We start from the raw sequence: 22,301 nt of genomic DNA, 5'->3' as shown, positions 1-22,301 counted from the left end.
AGGCCGTGCTTCGAAAGAGGCTGACCCCCATCGCACGTCCGGGGCCCGCCCCGCTCCTGTGGCGGCGCGGGCCCCGGACGCCGGCCTCACACCAGCCCATCGCATCGCCCCCGCCGGCCAATCCGGCAGACGCGCATACCTGGAGCTTCACCATGCCCCACTCCGCAAACCCCACCACCAACCCGGCCAACCCGACGGACAGCGGCGACGTGCGGGACCGGCACTTCCACACCAGACTCGGCCGGTGCCTGGCATCCGGCACCCCACACCTCGCCGTCCTCACCGCACTCGCCGCCGGACTGATCGTCCTCGCCTACGCCATCCAGGGTCCCCACGTCGTCGAGTGGGCCAAGCCGGCCCTCGACAACGGCGACTGGACGCTGCCCCAGACGTGGGCCGCCATGCTGTACATGACCGGTAACACCACCCTGATGACCCTCCCCGTATTCATCGCGGGCTACGTCGCCTGCCAGGTGGCAGACCGGTCTGCGGTCTTCCCCGGCCTCCTCGGCGGCATCGCCGTCATCATCACCCAGAGCGGCGTCCTGGGCGGTCTGATAGCCGGTGTGACCGCCGGTGCCGCCGTGCTGACCCTGCAGCGAATCCCCCTCCCGCGGGCACTGCGGCGCACCACCACCGTGCTGATCCCCCTGCTGGCCGCCCTGGTCACCGCGCTCGTGACCGTCGTGGTCGTCGGGTCGCTGCTCAACGTCCTGACCAACCTTCTCTACAACGAGATGGCCAGGCTGGAGTTCCAGAACACCCTGCTCCTCGGCCTGCTCCTCGGCCTGACGGCCTGCTCCGACCTCGGAGGGCTGTTCACCAAAACGTTCTTCATCTTCGGCGCGCAGCAACTGAGCGGTCCCGACCCGACGAGGTTCATCCCGCTCGACATGACCGTCATGGCCGCCATCGTGGCCGCTGGCATGGTGCCCCCGCTGGCCATGACCCTCGCCACCCTGGTGCGCCGCCGTCTGTTCACCGAGTCCGAGCGGCGCTACGGCAAAATCTCCTGGCTGTTCGGCGCGGCCTTCCTCCCCGAGGGCGCGGCCCCCTTCGCCCTCGCCGACCCGCTGCGGGTGATCCCGGCCTCCATGGCGGGAGGCGCCGTCACCGGCGCCCTGGTCATGCAGTTCGGCAACACGATCAGTTACCCCAAGGGCGGTGTCTTCGCCGCCGATCAAATCGGCGAGCCGCTGCTGTTCGCCGCCGCCGTCGCCGCAGGCGTCCTCACCACCACCGCCCTCACCATCGGCCTCAAGAGCCTGCGCCGCACCGCCCCGGCCACGAGCACCACCCGCGCCGCCACCCGCACCCCCAACAAGGCCGTAGCAGCCGGCCGGGCCTGACCGCGGCACCTGCGCGAGTCCGGCTACACCGTCTACGGCGCGGCGCGGCGTGTGCAGCGCATGCAACACCTGACCGAGCTGGGGATCCGGCTGCTGGCCATGGACGTCACCGACGACACTTCCATGCGGGAAGGCGTCGAGACGCTCATCGCCGACACCGGCCGGCTCGACGTCCTCGTCAACAACGCCGGCTACGGTTCCTACGGCGCCGTCGAGGACGTCCCCCTGCAGGAGGCCAGGGAACAGTTCGAGGTCAACGTGTTCGGCGCAGCGCGCCTGCCCCAGCTGGTCCTGCCGCACATGCCGGCGCAGCGCTCGGGAACCATCGTCAACGGGACCTGTCCACCACTCGGGGACAGGTCCCCTTCCCGAAAGGCACAGACCTCTCCCGGTGGTCGTCCGCGGACCTCGAAGCCGTCGCCCTGGCCATCAACAACCGGCCCCGCAAAATCCTCGGCTGGAAGACCCCGGCGGAGGTGTTCGAGGAACAGCTACGCTCGCTACAACGGCCCGGTGTTGCAACCACCAGTTGAACTCGCCCAGTACACATCGACCCAATTCCAGGATCGAATACGTGAGTTGGGACTGCGGCAGAGCTGCGGGCGCACCGGATCATGCTTCGACAACGCCGCCGCGGAGAGTTTCTGGGCCCTGCTCAAGGAGGAGATCGGAACCCGGACCTGGCCCGACCGGGCCACTGCCCGCGCCGAGGTCTTCACCTTCATCGAGACCTTCTACAACCGCCGCCGCCTGCGCAAGCACAAGATCTTCGGCTACCTCACCCCAGCTGAGACCAGGCAGCGGCAACAGCACGCCCTCGCCGCATAACCATCGAGTGTCCAAGATCACGGGGAAACTTCAGCCCAGCCACCCCGAGTGCCGTTTGCCCGCGATCTGGTTGGCCAGCCGCCGCCAGATATGGTTCTCCTGTACATAGGACGGCGGGGCCGGGTGCTCGGGCGCCGTGGCGGTGGCCGCCAGTACTGCGGCGGGTGCCGGGAATTCGACCAGTTCACCGGGTTCGGGAGCGTATTCGAGGATCGGTGTCATCAGCATGTCGCGGATTCCTTTCCTCGGCAGTCTTCGCTGCCTTCATTGGCAATCTGTTCCATGAGCCATCCGGTCTGTTCGATATAGCGTGGAACGGCGGTTCTGATGCCCTCGGTGTCCGGGTATCGGAAACTCAGGTAGACGCTGCGGTGTGAGCGCATGATCCAGAGGAACACTTCGTGGGGATGTATCCGGCGGCTGCGCAGCGCGAACGCCCGCCATTCGCCCCACTGTTCCGCGCCCGGAGTTCTCCGTATATCCATGTACGAGACCATGAACCGTGGTTCGAGTGGCATCCCGAGCAATTCGGTGATGCGGGGAAGCGGCACAGTCGCCAGGGGTTTCGCGCGTTTCAGCGCCAGGCCGGCTTCCGCCATCACTTCACGGAAGGCGTCGGTGCCGCGCACCGCGAATCCGACCGGCGCCAGTCCGACGTACCAGCCGACCGACTGGGCCCACTGCGGATCGGTCCGGGTGTGGAACGGTGCGATCGCACGAACTGCTGCCCGGTGTTCTCGTGCGCCACGATCGCCAGGCACGCGAGCGCCCAGGCGAAGAAGTTCCCGCCCTTGCTGACGCAGGCGTCCTGGAATGCCTGCGCCCCCTGCTCGTCGAGGAGCCACTCGCAGCCGCCGACCTGTGCCCGGTCCCCGGCGTGTCCGTGGCCCGGATCCTGACCGGTGACATCGCCGACGGCCTCGCTACAGCATGGCAACCGTCCCCGCCCCGCAGCGTCGCCCGGCTCACCGACCGCCCCTGGGCCCGGCACCAGGCCCGCCGTGGGGGAGCAGTCGGCTGCGCAGCGATTCGTGCCGGTCGATCCAGCCGAGCAGTGCCCGCTCCAGCGCCCCGGCGTTCAGTTCCCCGGGCAGTTCGAAGACGGTCGCCAGCCAGGAGGCGGGCGCGGGCCGGGGCCGGTGATGCATGCTTCCCTGATGTGCGCCTCCTGGAGGTACGACGCCGGCCGTGGATCCGGTGTCCAGGGGGTGGAGTGCGGTCCTGCGGGCGCAGGTCGCCAGACGGTGAGCATTCCTGGCAGGACATCAAGGTCGTGCATATCGATCTGACCTGCGAGCAGTTCCAGCGCGGTCAGGTGGTCAGCGCCGCCTGTGTGGTTTGGCGTCCTGCTGGACCGCTGCCCCGCCACTGGGCGGAGTACCAACTCCTGCGCTCCCGTGTCGAGGCCCACCTGGGCACGCTACCGCCTCCGGCCGACGGAATCGAACCGGACACGACTTCCCCCGGGTGAGCTGGTTGCCTCGGTCTGCTCAGCCCCGGCAGGACGGACTCTCGCCCATGCCGGGATGATGCCGCAACCAGGAGCGGTGTCACGGCGGGTCTCTCGTCCCGGTGGCGTCGTCACCGCTTTGACCGACCGTGTTCGATGCCTGCAGCCGTAGGCGGATGCTGGGCGTGGAGTGCTTCGTCAGCGGCGTAGCCCGGGGAGCATGCGGCGCGCAGCTCGGCCACGTCCGCCGAGGCAAGATCAACGGATGTTCCGATTCTTTCCGGTCTGACCTGCTTCGCTGCCCAAGAGAGCCAGTCGGGCGAGGAAGTGACGCCGAGGAACCGTGCAAGCCGGCGGAGGCCGGCGACGGGGTCGAGCAGGAGCTGTTCGTAGCGAACGGTGGTCCAGCGGTCGAGGGGTATCCGGGCCAGCTCCGCGGCGCCTTGCAGGGTCATGGTCGACCAGAAGTCACCGAACGAGGCCAGCGGAATCTCACATTCCATGATCCGTTCTGCGGCGATTGCCGGGAATCGTCCACCTTGTCCAGTGGCTCGATCCGCCGCATTGTGGACTGCTCGGGTCCAGGAGCCCTCCCTCTCGACGAGTACGGGTATCCGGCAACCGGCGTGCTTGCTCATCGACAGGGCGGAGTCCATCCCGTCCCGGCTGAGATAGATGAAGCGGGCCTCCGGAAACGCGCTGTGCAGGTGCGCCACCGCCCGGATGGAACCGCCGGTGCGCTCCACGGTCGCCGTACCGCCGAACCTGTCGGAAAGCAGGGAGAACAAGTGGCGGTAGTGGTCGGGGACTGGCCGGGCCGGCCAGTCCGGCACGATCGCCGCCAGCCAGTCGAAGACGCTGTCCGGGTCATCGGTCAGCATCGGCAGGGTCATGTGGCTGATGAAGGGCACACCGGTTTCCGGATTGAACCGTCCTGTTGTGTAGGGGTAGAGAAATTCCGGAAGGGTGAGGCCGTCGCGCACCATGGCGTCAATGAAGGGTACGGGATCAGCGATCTGTCGCCAGAAATCGTCCCCGTCCAGGTGCCCGGCCAGCCGGTCTTTGATGGGGACGAGGCCGAATAATTCACTGATGCTCAGGATATCGGGGTGCGCACGCAGAAGTCGCGACAGCAGAGTTGAGCCGCAGCGTCCCGTGCTGACGACGAAAGTCAAGCTCATGTGGTGACCATCCTCTGCCCTCTTCGCATGCAGGTTGCCCAAGTACCGGAAGACGCTAGTCGACCGGCTGGCGAAATCACAGGGTCAAATGTCCCGGAGTAGTCCGCTCCGACGTGCTGGTTACCGCCCGGCAGTCGGAGGCGATCAGCAAGTAGCATGCTGCCCGGGGCCGGAAATGCCGGCCATGGCGAGCGGGGAGGGTGACGTGGCAGATTCTCTACCGTTCGAATTCGCCGTCGTGGCGGAGCCGGACTACGGTGCCGCAGAATGGTTGACGGTGATCCGCAAAAGCGAGGAATTCGGCTACGACGCCCTGTTGGTGACCGATCATCTACGGCTGCGGTTGGCTGCGGTGCCCGCATTGGCCCTGGCTGCCGGGGTGAGCAGTCGGATCCGGCTGGGCACCTATGTTCTGAACAGCGATCTACGCAGTCCGGCCCTGTTGGCCTCGGAGATGGCGACGGTGCACACCCTCGCTGGGGGCCGGGCTGTGGTGGGCCTGGGAGCAGGCTGGATGCGCGACGACTACGCGCAGGCCGGCGTGGAACTGAAAGCCGGTGTGTCGCGGTTCGACCGGCTGCGGGCGGCGTTGCCGAAGGTGCGGGAAGTCCTGGCCGCGGCAGCCGCCGCGGACGGCACGTCACCCCCTCCTTTGCTCCTGGGTGGAGCCCGTCGCCGGATGCTGGAGCTGGCCGGGCAGGAGGCGGACATCGTGAGCCTGCTCCCGCCGATGGGACCGGACGGACCGACGGAATACACCGGGATGCTTGACGACAGCGTCGAGGCACAACTGGCCTGGGTGCGTGCTGGGGCGGCCGGACGGGACGTACCGCCACGCCTCAATCATCTGCTGTGGGGGTGTTTCGTGACCCAGGACCCGGCTGCGGTGACCGATGCGCTCGCCCGGCGCTGGGGCTGCTCTCCGCAGACGGTGCCGCGCCTTGTGCCGTATCTGGTCGGCACCGCTGAGCAGGTCGCGCAGGAGTTGCTGACCCGCCGGGAGCGGTGGGGATTCTCTCTTGTCACGGTGCCGGTGAGGATGGCGGCGGCCTTCGTTCCGGTGATGCGGCTGCTGGGACGCTGATCAGCCTCATCACCGGCGCCGTGTGAGGCACCCAAGACGGGGGAGGAAGGGGCCGGGCGTGCCCGGCTCTTTGGATACCGCCGTTGCTGAACGGCGTTCCCGGGCATGCCCGAACGCCGTTCACGGGCGGGCCTGAATGGTGAAACGGGTCAGTCCGACGGCGGTGGTCAGGATCAGGCCGACGCCGATCGTCCAGAGGAGGGCGGATTCGGGAAGGTGCCCCAGTTGGGGAGTGATGGCGAAGCGAGTGGCCTCGGTGATGTAGACGACCGGGTTGGCCAGTACGACGTACTGCAGCCAGGGGAGGGGGCCGAGCGCCGCCCAGGGGTAGTAGACACATCCGAGCATGATCATGACGGGCAGGCCGAAGGGCAGGACGTTGGACACCTTGCCGGGGTTGACGGCGGTGCCGACTACGATCCCCAACGCGGCGAACAGGATGGCGGCTCCGACCACGGTGCCCAGCAGAAAGGGCCATCGGGTCAGGTCGAGCGCTGGTGGTGCGCCGGGGGCGTGCACGAAAGCGACGATCGGCAGGGCGACGCATGCGGCGAGGACTCCGCGCAGGGTGCCGTCAACGATCCTGGTCAGGGCGATGAGCGGTACGGGGAGCGGGGCCATGAGTGCCTGGTCGATGCGGCGCAGCGGCCCGAAGTCGAGGCTGACGGCGGTGAGAGCGGCGGTGAACGCTTGGTTGCAGGTGGCGACGGCGACCATTCCCGGCGCCAGGACCGTGGCGTACCCCTGGGTGACGCCGAGGCTCTGGCCTCCGAGTTGAGGCAGGACGAAGTCGAAGACGAAGACGGTGGACAGCGTGATGATGGCGATCTTCATGACGAACCCTGCCGCTTCCTTGCGGAGCCGGCGGATCTCGCGGAGCACGAGTACGAGGAATGGCCGCCAGATGGTCAGTTTGACATCTTTGGCTCGGGTCGCTGTGAATGCCATGGTTTTCCGTCTTCGGTCGTGGCCACCGGCTTGCGGTGGCCGGTGGACTGCGTCTGGTCAGTGCACGGCGGTCAGCGTGCCGATCGAGGTCGACTTACCGGCTCCGTCGCTGCCCAGCAGGCCGAAGAATTCGCCATGTTCGCGATGTGTCAGTCAGACTGGAACGAGTTGGTGTCATGCCTGCCCTCGGGGGCGGTCGCCTCGAGGGCAAGCATGACAAGTGGGTTGACGCGTCGGCGGTGTGGAAGCCGTACCCTCGGGGGTGATCAAGGCTTGCCGAGATCACCGTGAGGGGCGGCCCTGCACAGAGCCAACTAGCCGTTTTGGACGTTCTGCGCCACAGCGTTGCCGGCGGCTGCCGTGCCACCTACGGCACCGATGACTCCCGCTCCCGCCCCGACCGCGGCTAGTTGGTTCGCCTGCTGGGCTGCTGCCAGTTGGCCTGCGGGGGTTCCGTCGACTACTTGCACGCCATTGGCCTCTGCCGCGGCTTGTGCCTCTGCCTGGGCGCCGTTGACTATCTGGCCTGCGGGGGTTCCGTCGACTACTTGCTGGCCATCGGCCTGTGCCGCGGCTACTGCCTGCTGCTGTGCGTTGGCGGCTTCCGCCTCGGCGACCTGCGCGCCAGCCGCGTTCACGCCGCCCTCGGCGGCCGCGGGTGCGTTTGCGACCTCCGCCTCGGCGACTTCCTGTGCGGCCTGCCCGAACTCCGCCTGCGCGAACTGTTCGGCCTCGGCCTCGACGAACGCCTCCCCCTCGGCCTCCGCCGCCGCTTCCCCCGCCTCAACCGCCCCTTCAGCGACGACGGCACCCGCCTCGACCACGCAGTTGATGGGGTCGGCCGCTGAGATGAACCCGGTGCGGTTGACCGGGGACAGGTCGGCGTAATCGGCCGCCCTGGTTTTCTTCAGTTGAAACATCTTTGCTTCCCTTCTCGTTTCCGTCGGATCGTTCCGCCGGTGGCTCTGGGGCCAGGCTTGACGTACGTGTCGCGCACGACGTCGCCGGGCAGGGGACTGCGGGGGCGGACAATGGGCCGCCTGCTCATCTGTCTGGCGCGGGCGTGCGGCTGGGCCGGTCGGGCCGTCAGGTTCCCGACTTCGGTGAAGGCGCGACTCGGGTGGGGATCTCGCAGGCGGCGGTGGCGCCGGGCATGCGGTGCCGGTTGGCGGCCACGTTCCGGTAGACGTATGCGGCGAGGGTGCGTATGACGGGCAGGCGCAGCGCGCGGCCGGTCAGTCGCCAGGGGAGGGAGCCGCTGCTCACCGTGTGCGCGAGGGCGGTGGCGCCGCCGTGGATGTCGCCGTCGCTGACGAGGATGATCTCGCGTTCGAGTCGTTGTCGGGCAACGGGGAGGCGACGTGGGTCGAGGCTTTGCCAGGCGACGGTGCGGGTGTGGCCGAGGGCGTTGTGGTCGCGCAGCCATTGCACGCTGCGGGTACAGAATCCGCAGTCGTTGTCGTAGAGCAGCTCGGCATGACGGCCGGAGCGATCGTTCTGGCCGGGTGCGGTCACGATGGCTCAGCCGTGGCCGCTGTCGGCTGCGGGACGTGTTCAGCAGTCATGTCCGCGGTGGCCAGGTCGTGGAACGCGGAGACATAGGTGATCTGCGGGGTCAGTAGTGGCTCGTAGACGGCGAGCTGACATACCGCGAACTGGACGTCGGTGGCGGTGCTGTCGTGGGGTACCTGGTTCCGTGCCACGTTCAGCAGGAGTTTGTAGCCTGTCGTCTGCGGCAGGAAGTCATTGCTCAGGACGGTGCTACCGGTCCGGTACACGTCGCGGACCGCGTCGTTGATGACTTTCTCGGGGCGGCGGAACGGGGCCCAGACGGCGTGGAGCAGGTTCCGTTCCTCGCCGACGACCACTTCCTGCCATTCGGTGAGAGAGCCGTCACGGTTCCGGTGGCGGATCAGTAGGTTCAAGTCGTATGTGCCCGGGTTGGGGCCGAAGAACCGGTAGTTGGGTACCGCCAGGCCGTACCGGGTGAACTTGTGCAGCAGCGCGGGGGACACGTCCAGGTTGCGCAGCACGGTCAACGTTCCCCACACGGCGAAGGCGGAGTACAGCGCGGTCCACGACGCGGTGCGCGTGACCCGGGGCCGCAGCTGCGGAATTCGGTGGGAGAGGGGGTCGGTGGTCACTTCTGTCCTCCCTGCTGCGCCGCCGGCTTCGCCGTGGCCGGAGACAGTTCGTTGATGATCCAGGTGATGGCGTCGGTGACGTGCGCCGCGAACGGCTGGTGGGTCAGCACGGTCAGATGGTCGGCGCCGGGCACGACCACTCGCCGGTTCACCGGGGACAGGTCGGCCAGTTCCTGGTGGAGCTCGTCCATGACGGGGTCCTTGGCGAGGGACTGCTGCGCGCTGATCACCGCGACCGGCCTCCCCAGTGCGGTCAGTTCGTCGGCGTGGGCGCTCCACTCCCGCTCAGCGACATCGAGTTCGCGTCGGGCGGCCCGCAGGTTGCGGGGCTGGAACGTCACCTTGCTCGTGATCTGCGCCACGTCCGGGGGCAGCTGGTACAGCGGCATGGTGCTGTTCCACGACGGGGGCATGCCCAGCCGGCCGCGCATGATCATCTGGTCGAGGTCGTTGCGGAGCTGCTCCAGCGCGGCGGCCTGCCCGGGCGAGCGCACATACTGCGCGGGGTGGGCCGAATCGACGAACACCATCCCGCCGATCAGCTCCGGGAAGTGGCGGGCGAAGATCCGGGTGAGGAGCCCGCCCACCGAGTGACCCACCAGGATGAACGGCGCGTAGGCGGCCACCGACCGCGCCGTCGCACGCAGGCTCTCGGGATACGCCAGAGCGGTCGACCGGCGTTGCGCAGGGCTCCACCCGATACCGGGCCGGTCGTAGGCGATCGAGGCGGTCTGGGCCGGCAATCCCCGCTGGACCCACGACCACATCGTGGCCGGGTAGCCCAGGCCGTTCTCGAAGAGCACCGTCGGGCCGCCACCGGGACGGGTGATCACATGGACCCCGCCACCCCCGGCCATCCGTCCCGGTACCCGGGAGTTGGGGCCCCGCACCTCGCGGATGGCGATCGCGGCGGTGACCGCGGTCAGGGTGCCACCGATCACCAGATTCTCGACCGTTTCCGCGGTACCCCACCGCCGGGACCATCCCGACAGCGCATTCCACGTGGCCCGCATCACCGCACCCCCGACTCGAGACGAACCGGCGCGGCCGGGCCCAGCCCGCGGGACATGTGCGCCACCGCCGGGTAGCTGGAGGCGAATCCCCACACGAACCGGTTCAATCCCATGAACCGGCCGTTGGCCAGGTGGAACATCGTCGACGTGGTCAGCACCGCACGGGCGACCGGCTTCGGCGCGACCAGCACCAGGGGGAACGCCAACTCCCCCAGGATCACCATCCACGCCAGCAACACCGGAATCGCCGGATGCTTCTTCGTCAACTCGTACAGCCACTTGTCGCCGTAGGTGCTCGTACGGAAGATCCCGGTGATCGCCCGGCCGCTGCGCCACGTCGGCGAGGACACCTTCACCGCACCGGAGACCGGGTACGACAGACACGCCTGGAACGACAGGAACTTCAGGCACACCCGCTGCGCACGCGCGTCGTCCGGGAACAGCCGGGCCAGGAACGTGGTGACCAGACCCACGTAGGAGATGTGATCGGAACCGTCACCGCCGTAGTGCGTACGCGCGTTGCCCACACTGGCTGCGGCCACCAGCACACCGTCGAGCAGCTTCCGCTCCGCCGGCCCCGGCCGGCCCAGCAGCAGCCGTGCCGCGGCCAGGCCCCGCACGATGGTCACACCCGCCACTCCCGGATAGCTGAACATCCGGTCCATGACCCGCATTTTCCAGTGGTCCTGATCGGGGAACCGCTCCCGCATCACCTGCCATGAGACCGTACCGTCGTCCCGGTAGTCGGAGATGCGGCTCAACTGCTCCAAAGCCCCGACGAGCGCGCATACCGCATTCAGCCGCTCCACCGCCGATATCGTCGACTCCGGCCCGGACCCCACCTGGGTACCCTCGAATTCCTTGGCCTTTTCGAGGACCGTGGTCCACGCTTTCATGCGTCAACCTCCATAGTGAGGGAGCATCAAAAGTAGTTCGATGGCCCCTCGCTCGATACGTCTTGATCGAAACTCGGGAACGAGTGAAATGGACTGGACCAGACTTGCTGATCAACCGTCTTGAAATCGAGTGTGCGCTACCGAGCCGGTCCCGACCAGGGTCAAATATCCCGAGTCCTTGTAAAGAGCTCTCGGAGGGAAACATCGGTCATGGATAATGCGTAGGGGACCAAGGGAGAACGTGACCGTGATGGCAACAGGCGTCGAGGATTCCGACGCGACTGGCAGGCCGTTCTCCAGCGCGAATTCGTAGGGGAGCCGGCCGATATAGCCGACGAGGCATTACATGCAGGCGTCGACGCCCAGGCACACTCGGTGCCGGAAAATATCACGCTCGGCCTGGGTGATCAGCGGGGCGGTGTGGCCCGGCCGCTATACCGGCACACTCGGACCCGGCTGGGTCTTGCTGGTCAGGGTGAGGAACACCCGGTCCAGGCTCGGCGCCGCGGTGGTGGCCGATGTGACGTGAAGTCCCGCGGACTCGGCGAGGAAGACGACCTCTCTGATGAGGCCATCCGGCTTGTGGGTGTAGAGCCGCAGGGTGTCACCGTGATGCTCGGCCTTGGTCACCTCGGGCAGCTGGTCCGCCGCTGCGGCGACAGCCCCGGCGTCCCCGCTGAGCTGGACGGTCACCACCGTCTGCAACCCCGCCTCCAAGCGCAGCTTGTCGGGCGAACCGATGGCCGTGATCTTCCCTCGGTTCAGTATGCCGATGCGACCACACAGTTCCTGCGCCTCTTCCAGATAGTGGGTGGTGAGCACGATGGTGGTCCCGGCCGCGTGGACTCCGCGCAGCAGATTCCACACCAGCCGCCTGGCTTTGATATCGACGCCGGCTGTCGGCTCGTCGAGGAAGAGCACCTGTGGTTGGTGCATCAGTGCCCGGGCGATCAGGGCACGTCGGCCCTGGCCGCCCGACACCTTCCTGATCGTTCTCGACGCGACATCCTCGATGCCACACTCCTGGAGCAGGCGTGTGGCACGCCGCCGCGCTTGGCGAGCTCCCAGCCCGAACATTCGCCCGTGGAACTCGAGGTTCTCCGCCAGCGTGAGCTGCGGATCGAGGGAATTGCGCTGTGGGACCACGCTGATGGCCCGTTTGACCGCCACCGGGCGGTGCTTGACACTGGCGCCGGCCACCCGCATGCGGCCACGGGTGGGTTTGATCACCGTGGTCAGCAGGCCGATGAGCGTGGACTTGCCGGCTCCATTGCTGCCGAGCAGTCCGAAGAACTCTCCTTTGTCGACCCGCAGGTTCACCCCGTCCACCGCAACGTGTGAACCGGTCTTACTCTTGTACACCTTTGTCAGGGCCTTGGTCTCGATAACCGGATCGGATGGACCGGCCATTAGAAGATCGCCTCCGGAGACTATGCGGTCGGCCACAGCGTGGTTTTCTCGGCCAGGGGCTCAGAGTCGATGTCCTGGCCGTCAACTACTGACCGGGGGTGCCAGGCCGCAGCAGGACGTTACGGATTTCAAATTTCCTCTGCTGCGCCGATTACCGCCAGGGTCAAATATCCCGGGAATCGACAGTGAGGTTCAGCAACGCCGCCAGCGTCGAAAGTTCGATGCCCGACGCGAAGCAGGGGCCCTCCGGGCTTTGCCGGGGGACCACTTTATGTGAGCGGGAATTGTCAGCCCGTGTTGGAGTGCGCAGCAGGAAGCGTTGCCTGCCCGAACCGCGGGTCCTGTCTCTCGGCTACCGTGGCCCCCGCAGGGTTTCGACTGGCGCCCAGCCACAGCAGAACCGCCTCCGTCCCGCTCCGGACGTCCAGCTTGGCGTAGATGTTGCTGAGGTTGTTGCGCACGGTCTTCTCTGCCAGATGCAGCCGTTTGGCGATCTCGGGCGCTCCGTAGCCAGAGGACAGCAGCTCGATGATTTGCCGTTCCCTGGGGGAGAGGCCGACCCTCAGCGCCTCCGCGGGTCCCGGGTCCCCGCTCCCCACGGCCGCCACGGGGAACGCTCCCTTTCTGAGAGCCGTGCAGGCCATGGGGGAGAGATAGGTGTTGCCGGCCACGCAGTTCAGGACCGCCGAGTTGAGCATGCATGAGCAGTGGTCGCCGTCGACCAGGTATCCACTCACTCCGTGGCGGAGTGCCTCAGCGAGCCGGTCGGCTTGCCATACCGGGCTGCTCACGATCACCGGGATGGTCCTGCCCCGCATGGCGTCGAGCAGTGGCATCAAGGCGTCCACAGGATCGTCGCAGCGCAACACCACGGCGTCCGGGCCGTCCCGGTGGCCGGAGTGCAGCTGGTCATACGGCGGGAGCACAAACCGGGTCCGGACCAGACCGTTCTTGGCGGGCCACTCCGAGTACGGCCAGTCGTCTTCGGCACACGCGAGGCCGACGGTCAGTTCGCGGCCCAAAGGGTGAGGCAGGCGGTCGTGGCAAGGCGACGGGGCCGGAGGGCGGTTAGTGCCGATATATGAGGAATGTTGCATGTCCATACCTCTGCGCGTCCTTCCATTGACGCCATCAGTCTCCTGGCGAAGGGGCCACCAGTTTCAGCCGGTGGGGGAATCGCTTCCCCAGTTATCGCGGCGTGTAGAGCCGTTTTGGCTTGTCCGTCGTCTCCTCGGGGGCCGGATCGAGCTGGATCGCAGCCTCCTGGACGGAAGCCCAGCACGGGGGAGCCCACCACGGGGGAGGGAATCACGGTGTTCTTGCATACGGCTCCCACGCCGGACATGTTCAAAGTTTGAGGAATTGTTTGGCCAACCGTCAGCCGCGGCCGTACTACTGCCGGGTAGCGCTGATGTGGGTCACCGGCGGTCCGTACCGGGTAGGCGCTGGTCATGACCTCCCCTGGATCGCAGGCATGTCCCGGTTCCAGGCCCGCTTCGAGGAGGAAAACATGGCGGCCCTCGGCCCGACGGCGTTCGAGAAGGCCGTCGCGGAAGGAAGTCAGTACGACAGTCCGGCCTGTGCCGTCGAATTGGCCCTGGTGGCGTCGGCCGACGCCCGGCGGAGTGCCGCAGTTGCCCCGTGTCCCCTGGACGCCGGGAAACGGAGGTGGCCGCGCTCGTGGCGGAGGGCACTGCGAAGCACGTGCGTCAGCCGCCCCGCCCCTCGCCGCCCACGCGGTGGATTACCGCTTGCTCGCCCTCGTCACGGCCTGGCCGTGCCCTCAGGACCATGACACAGCACCCGTAATCACTCCGCAGCCACCGGCGGAGCATGCGTCGTTCACAGCAGGAGGCGCAGCAGTCGGTCCTTCCAGGTGGTGAAGGGCGGGTAGGCGAGCCGGAGCGGGTCGGCGAAGAGTGGCTTGTCGAGGACGGCCTTGGTGTGGCTGAAGGTGTCGATGGAGTGCTCGCCGTGGTAGCGGCCGAAGCCGCTTTCGCCGACGCCCCCGAAGGGCAGGCCGGGGACGGTCAGATGGGCGTTGGGGGCGCCGAAGGCCAGGGCGCCGGAGGAGGTCTCCGCGGTGAGGCGTCGCTTGCTGTCGGCGGAGGCGGTGAAGGCGTAGAGGGCCAGGGGTTTGTCCCGTTCGGTGATGAAGGAGATGGCCGTGTCCAGGTCGGGGACGGCGACGACGGGCAGGACGGGGCCGAAGATCTCCTCGTTCATCACCGGCGCGCCGGGGTCGACGTCGGCGAGGACGGTGGGGGCGATGTAGCGGCTGTCGCGGTCGTGGTCTCCGCCGACGACGGTGCGTCCGTCCTTGAGGAAGCCGACGAGCCGGTCGAAGTGGCGGGTGCTGACGATGCGGCCGTAGTGGGGGCTGGTGGCCGGGTCGTCGCCGTACATCTCGCGGACCGCTGAGGCCAGGTGCGGTTCGAGTGCGGTGGCCGTCTCGCCCACGGCGAGGACGTAGTCCGGTGCCACGCAGGTCTGGCCGGTGTTCATGAACTTGCCCCAGACGATGCGGCGGGCGGCCGTGGCCAGGTCGGTGCCGGGTTCCACCACGGCGGGGCTCTTGCCGCCCAGTTCCAGGGTCAGCGGGGTGAGGTGGCGTGCGGCGGCGGCCATCACGATCCGGCCGACGGCGCCGTTGCCGGTGTAGAAGATGTGGTCGAAGCGCTGTTCCAGCAGGGCCGTGGTCTCGGGGACGCCGCCCTCGACAACGGCCACCGCCTGCGGGTCGAGGTGGAGCGGCAGGAGCCGGGCGAGGGCAGCGGAGGTGGCGGGGGCGAGTTCGCTGGGTTTGACGACGGCGCAGTTGCCCGCGGCCAGCGCGCCGACCAGGGGGGCCAGCGCCAACTGCACCGGGTAGTTCCACGGGCTGATGATCAGGACGGTGCCCAGGGGTTCCCGGACCAGCCGGGCGCGGGCGGGCGCGAGCGCGAGCGGTACACCGGTCCGACGCGGGCGCAGCCATGCTTTCAGGTGGGCGAGCGTGTGGTCGATCTCGTTGACGGTGAACCCGATCTCGGTGGTGAACGCCTCCGTCGGACTCTTCCCGAGATCGGCTCTCAGAGCCTCGCCCAGCTCCTGGGCGTGGTTCGTCAACAGGGTGCGCAGGGCCCGCAGTTGGGCGCGGCGCCAGGCCCCGGGCCTGGTGCGGCCGGATGCGAAGACGGTACGCAGTCGGGCAACGGTGGCCGCGGCTTCGGTACCGGGCGCCCGGGTGGTGTCGATGGTGTCCATGTCAGCAGCTCTCCAGGATCGCGGCCGTGGTGGCGAAGGCGTCGGCGGTGGCGAGGTCGAAGTCGCCGTGGTCGCTGCCGAGGCCCTGTGCCACCAGCGCGGCGGCGGTGCAACCGAGCACGCCGCACTCCCGCAGTCCGCGGCCCAGGCCGAGTCCGCGCAGGAAGCCGGCCGAGAAGGCGTCGCCGCAGCCGGTGGTGTCCACCACGTCGACCGCGAAGGCCGGAATCTCGATCACCTCGTCCTCCGTGACCACCAGCGCACCGCGTGCGCCCCGGGTGACGGCGACGCACCCGACCCCTTCCGCGAGGAACCTGCGCGCACCGTCCTCCAGCGTCGCGGCACCGGTGAGTCCGAGCACCTGCTCCTCGTTGGGCAACAGGTGGTCCAGATACGGGAGTGCGGGCGCGAACCAGTCGAACAAGCCGCTGTCGCCGGCGACGAGCAGGTCGGCGGAGGTGACCACACCCGCGGCCCGTGCGGGAGCGAGTATCTTCGCCGCGGCCTCACCGCCCATCAACTCGGGTGCGCCCATGTGCAGATGGGTGGCTTCGGCGATCTCTGTGTGCGGGGCGTCGTCCGGCCCGTAGCTGATGTTCGCGCCCAGGACGTGGAAAGCGGGGCGGCTGCCGTCGGGGCGGATGGGCAGCACCGAGGCCGAGGTCTGGGAGTCGTCGCGGCGCAGGACGAGAGAGGTGTCCACGCCGTAGTCGGCCAGCATGCTCAGCAGCAGGTCACCGATCGGGTCCGTGCCCACCGCGCCGGCGGTGCGCACCGCCGCTCCCAGCTTGGCGAGGGTCAGCGCGGTACCGGCGGCCGTGCCCGCCGGGCTGAACCGGATCTGGTCCACCAGGGTCGCGCCCTGCCCGTCCGGGATGGCCTCGACGGGCCGGACCTGCACGTCGAACACGTGAGCGCCGAGGGCTATGACTGTCTGGCTCATCGGGTGCCGTCCTCTCCTCTGGGGCGGGTGGTGCCGTAGCCGCGTCGCAAGGCGGAGGTAACGACGGCGGTCTGCTGGTCGTGGTCGAGGACCCGCGGCCGGCCGATGTGGGCGGCGCGCAGGTACACGCCGCACAGCCACTCCAGCAGCAGCGCGTTCTCCACAGCCTTGGCGAGCGTCGGCCCGAATGCCACGGCGCCGTGGTGGGCCATCAGCGCCGCCGACCTGCCGTCGAGTGCCGTGAGGACGTGCCGGGCCAGCTCCGGGGTGCCGAAGACGGCGAACGGCGCCACGCGCACGGACCCGCCGAGCAGCAGCTGCTGGTAGTGGACGCACGGAAGTTCGTCGAGCACCAGGGACAGCGCGGTGGCCTGGGGCGAGTGGGTGTGCACCACCGCGCCGGCGCCGTACCGCTGGTAGATCCCGAGGTGCAGCTCCAGTTCGGAGGTCGGTTCCAGGTTCCCGGCGAGTGTCCCGCCGTCGGGGCCCACCACCGTCACCTGCTCGGGCGTGCACTGTCCGAGGACGGCGCCGGTGGCGGTGACCGCGATCCGGTCGCCGTCGCGCACGCTCACATTGCCCGCCGTGCCGATCAGCAGTCCCTCGCCCGCGAGGCGGTGGCACGCCTCCGCCACGGCGCGCCGCGGTTCCGGAAGCAACTCGTTCGCGTCAGCCATGCCGCGAAGGTACCCTGAACATGAAACAAAGTCACATTTGATTTTACGGAAGGGTGCGACGGATGCCCGCGACGGACGAACCCGACGGGAGCGACATGGTGCAGGTCGCGGCGCTGCGGCTGCGGCGGATGCCCCGCCAGGCCCGGGCGAGGGAGAAGGTGGCCCGGGTGCTGGAGGCCGCCGAACGGCTGCTCGTCGCGGAAGGCGCGGACGTGCTGACCACGACCCGCGTCGCCGCCGAGTCGGGGGTTTCCGTGGGTGCGCTGTACCAGTACCTGCCCGACCGGGAGGCCATCGTCGAGGCCCTGGCCGATCTGTACCTGACCCGGCTGGAAGCGGCCATGGAGTCGTTCGTCGAACGCGCGCACACGGAGACATGGAGCGATCCGGTGACCGTGCTCGTCGACGCCTTCGCGGACATCTACCGTTCCGAACCGGGCTTTCGGGCCCTGTGGTTCGGACGCCACCTCACCGAATGGACCAGGCAGGCCGACAGCAGGCACAAGCGCGTCATGGCGGCGGGGCTGCACCGCATCCTGGTCGCACAGCGCCTGTTGCCCGACGACAGGGAGGCGGCGACGGCCTGCTACACCGCCTTCCTCGCCGCCGACGCGGTGACCCAGGACGCCTTCCGCACGGACGCCACCGGAGACGCCGAACTGCTCGGCCAGCTCAAGAACATGCTGCGCGCCTATCTCGGTGACTGGACCCGGTAGCCGCGAGTCCGGCGACCGGCGGGGCGTCACGCCGGGTCGTCGGGGCCACCGCGACCGGCGGCAGCCGGCCGACATGGCGGTGCGGGGCTGTCGTTCAGCGGCGGTCTGCGGGGAGACCGCCCCCTCCGGCCGCCGTCGGTGTTCACGGGTGAGGACGAGGCGGGCGGGGCCTCCGGTCTTCTTCTCCACCCGGGCGACGGCGTCGGCCGGGCCAGTGCGAGGAAACACGGCAGCCCCTGCTGAAGCGATGGGTGATCGAACGGACTCACCACTGGGGGTGCGATCCGGCCGCGCTCCGCTACGGAAGCGTGCCTGGTGGGTGGTGATTCGCCACCCACCAGGCAGCCACCCGGGCGCGGGAGCGGAATCCGAGCTTGGCCAGGATGTGCTCGATATGGCGGTCCACCGTGCGCGGTGACAGGTCGAGCGATGAGGCGATCTGCCGGTTGCTCATGCCCTCCGCCACGAGCGCGGCCACCTCCAGTTCCCGGCGCGTCAGGGAACACGAGCCAACTGAGGCACTCCACTGGGTGCTGGCCGACGCGACCAGGGCCAACTCGACGGCACAGGCCGGACTATCGTACTGACCGCCTTCCGCGATGGCCTTCTCGAACGCCGTCGGGCCGAGGGCCGCCACGGTTTCCTGCTCGAAGCGGGCCTGGAACCGGGAAATATGAGGGCCGAACGCGCCGATGGACGTGCCGAGGACGCGCCACAGAGAACGTGCCGCGCCCTCCAGGCGGGCCGCCATCCGGTGGTCGCCGTATGAGCCGGCGATCCAGGCAAGGAGGCCCACCAGCATCGCGCTTCCTATGGGGTCGTTGAACCCCCGTTGAATCTCCAGTCCGGCACGCGTCGACTGTTCGGCGGCGGCGTTGTCGCCTCGTATCCAGGCGTCTAATCCCAGTGCCCACAGCGCGTAGGCGCGGCACAGTCGCTCCCCGTGTGCCTCCGCCACGGCCACCGCCTGTTCGGAGGTCGGTTCGAGGTTCCCGGCGAGTGTCCCGCCGTCGGGGTCCACCACCGTCACCTGGTGGGGCGTGCACTGTCCGAGGACGGCGCCGGTGGCGGTGACCGCGATCCGGTCGCCGTCGCGCATGCTCACATTGCCCGCCGTGCCGATCAGCAGTCCCTCGTCGGCGAGGCGGTGGCACGCCTCCGCCACGGCGCGCCGCGGTTCTGGCAGCAACTCGTTCGCGTCAGCCATGCCGCGAAGGTACCCTGAACATGAAACAAAGTCACATTTGATTTTACGGAAGGGTGCGACGGATGCCCGCGACGGACGAACCCGACGGGAGCGACATGGTGCAGGTCGCGGCGCTGCGGCTGCGGCGGATGCCCCGCCAGGCCCGGGCGAGGGAGAAGGTGGCCCGGGTGCTGGAGGCCGCCGAACGGCTGCTCGTCGCGGAAGGCGCGGACGTGCTGACCACGACCCGCGTCGCCGCCGAGTCGGGGGTTTCCGTGGGTGCGCTGTACCAGTACCTGCCCGACCGGGAGGCCATCGTCGAGGCCCTGGCCGATCTGTACCTGACCCGGCTGGAAGCGGCCATGGAGTCGTTCGTCGAACGCGCGCACACGGAGACATGGAGCGATCCGGTGACCGTGCTCGTCGACGCCTTCGCGGACATCTACCGTTCCGAACCGGGCTTTCGGGCCCTGTGGTTCGGACGCCACCTCACCGAATGGACCAGGCAGGCCGACAGCAGGCACAAGCGCGTCATGGCGGCGGGGCTGCACCGCATCCTGGTCGCACAGCGCCTGTTGCCCGACGACAGGGAGGCGGCGACGGCCTGCTACACCGCCTTCCTCGCCGCCGACGCGGTGACCCAGGACGCCTTCCGCACGGACGCCACCGGAGACGCCGAACTGCTCGGCCAGCTCAAGAACATGCTGCGCGCCTATCTCGGTGACTGGACCCGGTAGCCGCGAGTCCGGCGACCGGCGGGGCGTCACGCCGGGTCGTCGGGGCCACCGCGACCGGCGGCAGCCGGCCGACATGGCGGTGCGGGGCTGTCGTTCAGCGGCGGTCTGCGGGGAGACCGCCCCCTCCGGCCGCCGTCGGTGTTCACGGGTGAGGACGAGGCGGGCGGGGCCTCCGGTCTTCTTCTCCACCCGGGCGACGGCGTCGGCCGGGCCAGTGCGAGGAAACACGGCAGCCCCTGCTGAAGCGATGGGTGATCGAGATGCGCCGAGCAGACTGCGCCCACGGGTAGTCAACAGCACGTAAATCAGGGACGGTTGGTGGACCGGGCGGGCTTGCTGCGGCTGGTCGCTGCGGTGCAGCGGCCACGGGAGGCATCCGTCCGGGCTGCCGGAGTGAGGCGGCAGCGGGACGACGGCGTCGACGACGGCCCCAGAGTCCGCGGATGGAGGCGGTGCGGGAGAGCCTTCCCCCGGCGCGTCGGGAGGTAGCGGTCTACTGGCTGGCGGTGATGTTCCGCCACACCCAGGAGCTCACCGCGGAGGGTGTGCAGGATCAGCCGCTCGCGGACACGGGCGGTGAGCCGTGGCCGCGGTGATGCCGTGGGAACGCATGGGAAGCAAGATCACATCCAGGCATCGTGAGCGGCTGGCCGTCGTCTATGTGCGGCAGTCGACGCGGCAGCAGGTCGAGGGGCATCAGGAGTCGACGCGGCGGCAGTATGCGCTGGTCGACCGGGCCGTGACGCTGGGCTAGGAGGCGTCGCGGGTGCTGGTCATCGACGATGACCTGGGCAAGTCCGGCGCACGCTCGGAGCACCGGGAGGGCTTTCAGCGGCTGGTCGCGGAAATTTCCCTGGGGCATGTCGGCTTGGTGCTGGGCACGGAGATGTCGCCTCTGGCACGCTCGGGACGGGACTGGTATCAGCTTCTGGAGCTGTCGGCGCTCGGTGGCGCATTGCTCGCCGACGATGCGTAGCGTCCGGCGGCTCGTCGCGAGGATGCGCAGCTGCTGGCAGAAGCGCCTGAGCCAGCTCCGCACTGGCGTCCACGACGTGTTCGCAGTTGTCCAGCAAGATCAGGGCATGGCGCCGGGAAAGATGAGCCGCGAGTTTCTCGACCACGGGGCTGGAGCCGACGTCCCCCACGCCCAGAGCTTCCGCCGTCGCGCCGACCACGGCCTTCGGGTCCAGTACGGGTGCCAGGTCCACCAGCCACACCCCGTCCGGAAAAGCATGGCCGACTGCGGTGGCCGCCTCCAACGCCAGCCTGGTCTTACCGATACCGCCCGGCCCGGTGAGCGTCAGGAGCCTCGCGGCGCGGAGGAGGCGACGGATCTCGGCAATATCGCGCCGTCGGCCGATGAAAGTGGTCAGCGGCGCGGGCAGGTTCCCCGTCCCTGAGGCCGCAACGGTCACCTGAGCGGAGGTCGACAGCCGTGGCCTCACCGCCGACTGTGCCACGAGTGACACCGCGTGCAGGCAGTCGCCTGCCCTGGAAGGCCATGGAGACCGCCCCGTGGCCAGGACGCCGACGTCCGTGAGCCGACAGCTTATTGCCCGCGGTTCCGGTCGCGGCAGGGAGCCGCAGTGGCGACCAGGAGCGCGGGCCGGTGGGCCGTCCGAGAGCAGTCGGCATTGGCTCACACGGTGTACGAGCGCATCGTGAGCGTCCTGCTCGGGTATGCATCCAACTCATGGGTCGGAGCCGGGACTCCGGAGAATTCCTGCATCCCGAGGGTCCCGTGGGCCCCTGTAAAATTACCCATAGTCAGGAACAGGCCAGGCGTAGATGCTTCTCCGTATGAAGCGCACGCCGTCCCACCGGTTGCGCGCCCATGGCCGTCGCGCGCCGTGGACGCCCCACCGGAGGACCTCTGCCCCCGCCGGTCACCACGGGCATGGCGCGGCGGGACACTCGGCAGGACCAGGGGCAGAGCGCAGCGGAACCGCCGCCCTAGTTTCTCCCGACCATGTCCCCCGGCCCGGCCACCGAACAGACCGCGATTCGGTGTGTGCGTCGGCCACCCCGGTGTTCGAGCGGATCAGCGGTGGACGGGAGGCGCCGGCGGACGTCTGGTCAGCGGTCTCCGGCTCTCCCCACGTCACGGTGGGACTCACCGCGGGTATGCGGCGGGCCTCGACGCACCCGCCACCGGACTGCCGTGCGTTCCGGTTTCGCTAATGGAGAGCGCCTGAGCACGCCCGTCCCCTCGCGCGCCGGCACGCGCGCACCACCTGCGGATACGTGGTGATGCACGACGCGGATTGCCTCTCCTTCCCAGTAAGGCCCCGGTCTCGCTGATGACTCCAGGGAACGCAGGCCTCACCGGTTCATCTCCGAGGCCGCCCTGGGACGTCCCAGCGGGGATCATCACCGTCTTCCGCAGCGACCCGACCGAGTACCGCGGAGTAGGAACTCCGCGGGCCAGGCCGACGCGCTCCTCGCGTCGCTTTTCCTCGCCGACCTGAGGCTTCCAGCCGGGGCGGAAGGCAC

The 22,301-nt window shown here is 68.7% G+C and carries 25 protein-coding genes and 3 pseudogenes; 11 read left to right on the top strand and 17 right to left on the bottom strand.

Going from position 1 to position 22,301, the window contains the following annotated elements; all coding sequences use genetic code 11:
* Positions 1-152: 152 nt before the first annotated feature.
* From ACZ9QC_RS05545 to ACZ9QC_RS05530, 4 genes and pseudogenes are all read left to right on the top strand, one after another.
* The gene (locus ACZ9QC_RS05545; RefSeq protein ID WP_472919096.1) at positions 153-1,349 is read left to right on the top strand and encodes a fructose-specific PTS transporter subunit EIIC; all 1,197 of its coding nucleotides are present in this window, start codon (positions 153-155) and stop codon (positions 1,347-1,349) included.
* Positions 1,350-1,409: 60 nt separating this feature from the next.
* Positions 1,410-1,622: pseudogene (locus ACZ9QC_RS05540) on the top strand (SDR family NAD(P)-dependent oxidoreductase); the annotation flags it as partial.
* Between the two features lie 92 nt (positions 1,623-1,714).
* Positions 1,715-1,882: pseudogene (locus ACZ9QC_RS05535) on the top strand (IS30 family transposase); the annotation flags it as partial.
* Positions 1,863-2,177 (top strand): integrase core domain-containing protein, encoded by a 315-nt coding sequence (locus ACZ9QC_RS05530; protein WP_472921605.1) that lies wholly within the window; start codon positions 1,863-1,865, stop codon positions 2,175-2,177. The pseudogene ACZ9QC_RS05535 and the gene ACZ9QC_RS05530, both read left to right, overlap by 20 nt.
* 30 nt (positions 2,178-2,207) lie before the next feature.
* On the opposite strand, the gene ACZ9QC_RS05525 is transcribed toward ACZ9QC_RS05530, so the two are convergent.
* The 3 genes from ACZ9QC_RS05525 to ACZ9QC_RS05515 form a co-directional block, all read right to left on the bottom strand.
* The gene (locus ACZ9QC_RS05525) at positions 2,208-2,405 is read right to left on the bottom strand and encodes a hypothetical protein (RefSeq protein WP_472919095.1); all 198 of its coding nucleotides are present in this window, start codon (positions 2,403-2,405) and stop codon (positions 2,208-2,210) included.
* A complete protein-coding gene (locus ACZ9QC_RS05520; RefSeq protein WP_472919094.1) occupies positions 2,399-2,938 on the bottom strand; it encodes a hypothetical protein in 540 nt (179 codons plus the stop codon). The genes ACZ9QC_RS05525 and ACZ9QC_RS05520 overlap by 7 nt, the downstream gene beginning before the upstream one ends.
* Before the next feature lie 204 nt (positions 2,939-3,142).
* The gene (locus ACZ9QC_RS05515) at positions 3,143-3,325 is read right to left on the bottom strand and encodes a hypothetical protein (RefSeq protein WP_472919093.1); all 183 of its coding nucleotides are present in this window, start codon (positions 3,323-3,325) and stop codon (positions 3,143-3,145) included.
* Between the two features lie 11 nt (positions 3,326-3,336).
* Between ACZ9QC_RS05515 and ACZ9QC_RS05510 the strand changes: the two genes are divergently transcribed.
* Positions 3,337-3,648, top strand: a complete 312-nt coding sequence (locus tag ACZ9QC_RS05510; RefSeq protein WP_472919092.1) for a YunG family protein — start codon at positions 3,337-3,339, stop codon at positions 3,646-3,648.
* Positions 3,649-3,758: 110 nt separating this feature from the next.
* On the opposite strand, the gene ACZ9QC_RS05505 is transcribed toward ACZ9QC_RS05510, so the two are convergent.
* Positions 3,759-4,808: a sulfotransferase family protein gene (locus tag ACZ9QC_RS05505; protein ID WP_472919091.1), complete on the bottom strand. Its 1,050-nt coding sequence runs from the start codon at positions 4,806-4,808 to the stop codon at positions 3,759-3,761.
* Between the two features lie 205 nt (positions 4,809-5,013).
* Here ACZ9QC_RS05505 and ACZ9QC_RS05500 point away from each other — a divergent pair, with 205 nt between their 5' ends.
* Positions 5,014-5,892, top strand: a complete 879-nt coding sequence (locus ACZ9QC_RS05500; RefSeq protein ID WP_472919090.1) for an LLM class flavin-dependent oxidoreductase — start codon at positions 5,014-5,016, stop codon at positions 5,890-5,892.
* A gap of 120 nt (positions 5,893-6,012) precedes the next feature.
* Here ACZ9QC_RS05500 and ACZ9QC_RS05495 read toward each other — a convergent pair whose 3' ends face one another.
* The 11 genes from ACZ9QC_RS05495 to ACZ9QC_RS05445 form a co-directional block, all read right to left on the bottom strand.
* A complete protein-coding gene (locus ACZ9QC_RS05495; RefSeq protein ID WP_472919089.1) occupies positions 6,013-6,840 on the bottom strand; it encodes a hypothetical protein in 828 nt (275 codons plus the stop codon).
* 314 nt (positions 6,841-7,154) lie between these two features.
* Positions 7,155-7,760, bottom strand: coding sequence for a hypothetical protein (locus ACZ9QC_RS05490; protein WP_472919088.1), 606 nt, complete (start codon positions 7,758-7,760; stop codon positions 7,155-7,157).
* A gap of 166 nt (positions 7,761-7,926) precedes the next feature.
* Positions 7,927-8,355: a thiol-disulfide oxidoreductase DCC family protein gene (locus ACZ9QC_RS05485; RefSeq protein ID WP_472919087.1), complete on the bottom strand. Its 429-nt coding sequence runs from the start codon at positions 8,353-8,355 to the stop codon at positions 7,927-7,929.
* On the bottom strand, positions 8,352-8,984 hold the full coding sequence (locus tag ACZ9QC_RS05480) for a hypothetical protein (RefSeq protein WP_472919086.1): 633 nt from the start codon (positions 8,982-8,984) through the stop codon (positions 8,352-8,354). The genes ACZ9QC_RS05485 and ACZ9QC_RS05480 overlap by 4 nt, the downstream gene beginning before the upstream one ends.
* The gene (locus ACZ9QC_RS05475) at positions 8,981-9,925 is read right to left on the bottom strand and encodes an alpha/beta fold hydrolase (RefSeq protein WP_472919085.1); all 945 of its coding nucleotides are present in this window, start codon (positions 9,923-9,925) and stop codon (positions 8,981-8,983) included. Before ACZ9QC_RS05475 ends, ACZ9QC_RS05480 begins: the two co-directional genes overlap by 4 nt.
* Before the next feature lie 71 nt (positions 9,926-9,996).
* Entirely contained in the window at positions 9,997-10,893 is an 897-nt protein-coding gene (locus ACZ9QC_RS05470; protein ID WP_472919084.1) for a hypothetical protein, read from the bottom strand.
* Positions 10,894-11,325: 432 nt separating this feature from the next.
* Entirely contained in the window at positions 11,326-12,339 is a 1,014-nt protein-coding gene (locus ACZ9QC_RS05465) for an ABC transporter ATP-binding protein (RefSeq protein WP_472919083.1), read from the bottom strand.
* Positions 12,340-12,590: 251 nt separating this feature from the next.
* Positions 12,591-13,325 carry a response regulator transcription factor gene (locus ACZ9QC_RS05460; RefSeq protein WP_063799256.1) on the bottom strand — a complete coding sequence of 245 codons (735 nt, stop codon included), beginning with the start codon at positions 13,323-13,325 and terminating at the stop codon, positions 12,591-12,593.
* Positions 13,326-14,145: 820 nt separating this feature from the next.
* Entirely contained in the window at positions 14,146-15,549 is a 1,404-nt protein-coding gene (locus ACZ9QC_RS05455) for an aldehyde dehydrogenase family protein (protein WP_472919082.1), read from the bottom strand.
* Position 15,550: 1 nt separating this feature from the next.
* Positions 15,551-16,492 (bottom strand): carbohydrate kinase family protein, encoded by a 942-nt coding sequence (locus ACZ9QC_RS05450; protein WP_472919081.1) that lies wholly within the window; start codon positions 16,490-16,492, stop codon positions 15,551-15,553.
* Positions 16,489-17,169 carry a class II aldolase/adducin family protein gene (locus tag ACZ9QC_RS05445; protein ID WP_472919080.1) on the bottom strand — a complete coding sequence of 227 codons (681 nt, stop codon included), beginning with the start codon at positions 17,167-17,169 and terminating at the stop codon, positions 16,489-16,491. Before ACZ9QC_RS05445 ends, ACZ9QC_RS05450 begins: the two co-directional genes overlap by 4 nt.
* Before the next feature lie 62 nt (positions 17,170-17,231).
* Between ACZ9QC_RS05445 and ACZ9QC_RS05440 the strand changes: the two genes are divergently transcribed.
* The gene (locus ACZ9QC_RS05440) at positions 17,232-17,885 is read left to right on the top strand and encodes a TetR/AcrR family transcriptional regulator (protein ID WP_472919078.1); all 654 of its coding nucleotides are present in this window, start codon (positions 17,232-17,234) and stop codon (positions 17,883-17,885) included.
* A 298-nt stretch (positions 17,886-18,183) separates the two neighbouring features.
* Here the strand turns inward: ACZ9QC_RS05440 and ACZ9QC_RS05435 are convergent, their stop codons facing one another.
* A complete protein-coding gene (locus tag ACZ9QC_RS05435) occupies positions 18,184-19,092 on the bottom strand; it encodes a LuxR C-terminal-related transcriptional regulator (protein WP_472919079.1) in 909 nt (302 codons plus the stop codon).
* A 62-nt stretch (positions 19,093-19,154) separates the two neighbouring features.
* Between ACZ9QC_RS05435 and ACZ9QC_RS05430 the strand changes: the two genes are divergently transcribed.
* The 4 genes from ACZ9QC_RS05430 (at position 19,155) to ACZ9QC_RS05415 (ending at position 20,784) form a co-directional block, all read left to right on the top strand.
* Positions 19,155-19,808, top strand: a complete 654-nt coding sequence (locus ACZ9QC_RS05430; protein WP_472919078.1) for a TetR/AcrR family transcriptional regulator — start codon at positions 19,155-19,157, stop codon at positions 19,806-19,808.
* A 443-nt stretch (positions 19,809-20,251) separates the two neighbouring features.
* Positions 20,252-20,404: a hypothetical protein gene (locus ACZ9QC_RS05425; protein ID WP_359703387.1), complete on the top strand. Its 153-nt coding sequence runs from the start codon at positions 20,252-20,254 to the stop codon at positions 20,402-20,404.
* 14 nt (positions 20,405-20,418) lie between these two features.
* Positions 20,419-20,562 (top strand): hypothetical protein, encoded by a 144-nt coding sequence (locus tag ACZ9QC_RS05420; RefSeq protein ID WP_472919077.1) that lies wholly within the window; start codon positions 20,419-20,421, stop codon positions 20,560-20,562.
* A gap of 12 nt (positions 20,563-20,574) precedes the next feature.
* Entirely contained in the window at positions 20,575-20,784 is a 210-nt protein-coding gene (locus ACZ9QC_RS05415; RefSeq protein ID WP_359703391.1) for a recombinase family protein, read from the top strand.
* A gap of 109 nt (positions 20,785-20,893) precedes the next feature.
* On the opposite strand, the pseudogene ACZ9QC_RS05410 reads toward ACZ9QC_RS05415, so the two are convergent.
* Positions 20,894-21,223, bottom strand: a pseudogene (locus ACZ9QC_RS05410) (LuxR family transcriptional regulator); the annotation flags it as partial.
* Positions 21,224-22,301: the final 1,078 nt, after the last annotated feature.

The sequence above is a fragment of the Streptomyces sp. HUAS MS02 genome (assembly GCF_055702265.1).
Note: the sequence above shows the minus strand (reverse complement) of the source record. Positions and strands in the feature narration are given on the sequence as shown.